General features: G+C 68.3%; 1 protein-coding gene. It reads left to right on the forward strand.

All coding sequences use genetic code 11. The features are described 5' to 3' along the window. Positions 1 to 32: 32 nt before the first annotated feature. Positions 33 to 1,120, forward strand: a 1,088-nt coding sequence (locus ACFWVD_RS28795; RefSeq protein WP_379248066.1) for an alpha/beta hydrolase, incomplete at its 3' end; no start/stop codon positions are given.

Consider the following 1,120-nt stretch of genomic DNA (forward strand, 5'->3'; position numbering starts at 1 on the left):
CCGTTGAGGACGCGGCGCACCAGAAGTTCAGGGTGGGGGCCGACGGCTCGGTGACCTACCCGCCCGGCGGTACGGAGAAGGACGGGAAGCTGCCCGAGGGCGGCACCGTCACCGGCAGCGCCAAGGGCAAGCCCTCAGGGAACGTGATCGACCCCACGAAGGACGCCAACGACCTGTCCAGCGCCCTGGAGCGGCAGGCGGCGAACATCCACCCCAATCCGAACTTCGGCAAGGCGGTGGAGATCGCCAACCGCATCGCGCAGGCCGTCGCCGAGGCGACCGAAGCCGACGCCCTGTGGGCGCCCAAACTGCGCAAGCTCAAGGCGGACGACGACCTGGTCGTCTCCGACAAGGACTGGGCGGACGTGGAGAGCGACACCGCCGAGGTCCGCAGCGGCGCGAAGGACTACCTGGACCACATCAAGCCCCCGCCCAAGGGCGACGACCCGAAGGCGAACGCCGACTGGTGGAAGGGCCTGAGCCCGGACGAGCAGTCCGCGTACCTGTCCCTGAACGGGGCGCAGGTGGGCGCGATGGACGGGCTGCCCTCGGTGGTCCGCGACGAGGCCAACCGCACCGTACTGGCGGAGACCAAAGCCCAGTTCCAGATCAGGCTGGACGGGATCCCCCCGCAGCCGCAGAAGTACGTGCCCTCGGGCAGGGACTACCCCGCGGTCGTACTCAACCCGGCCTGGTCGGAGTGGGACGAGAAGTACGCCAAGGACAAGGCTTTCCTGGACAAAAACCTCAAGGGCATGAACGCCATCCAGGCCCGGTTCGACGCCACGGGCACGGACGGCCTGCCCGAGGCGTACCTGCTGGGCTTCGATACCAAGGGCGGCGGCCGGGCCATCGTCGCCAACGGCGACCCGGACACGGCGGCCCACACCGCGGTGTTCGTCCCCGGTACGTACACCGACATCACGAAGTCCGAGACCTACATCGGCCACATGTCCAAGCTGTGGAAGGAGACCAACGCCCAGCTCCCCGGCGAGAACGTGTCCACCATCACCTGGATCGGCTACGACGCCCCGCATAGCATCGTCCCCGAGGCCATGAAGGAGAAGTACGCCCACACGGCGGCGCCCGACCTGAACCACTTCATGGCCGGTCTGGAGCA

The organism is Nocardia sp. NPDC058666 (assembly GCF_042714895.1).
Lineage (GTDB): Bacteria > Actinomycetota > Actinomycetes > Mycobacteriales > Mycobacteriaceae > Nocardia.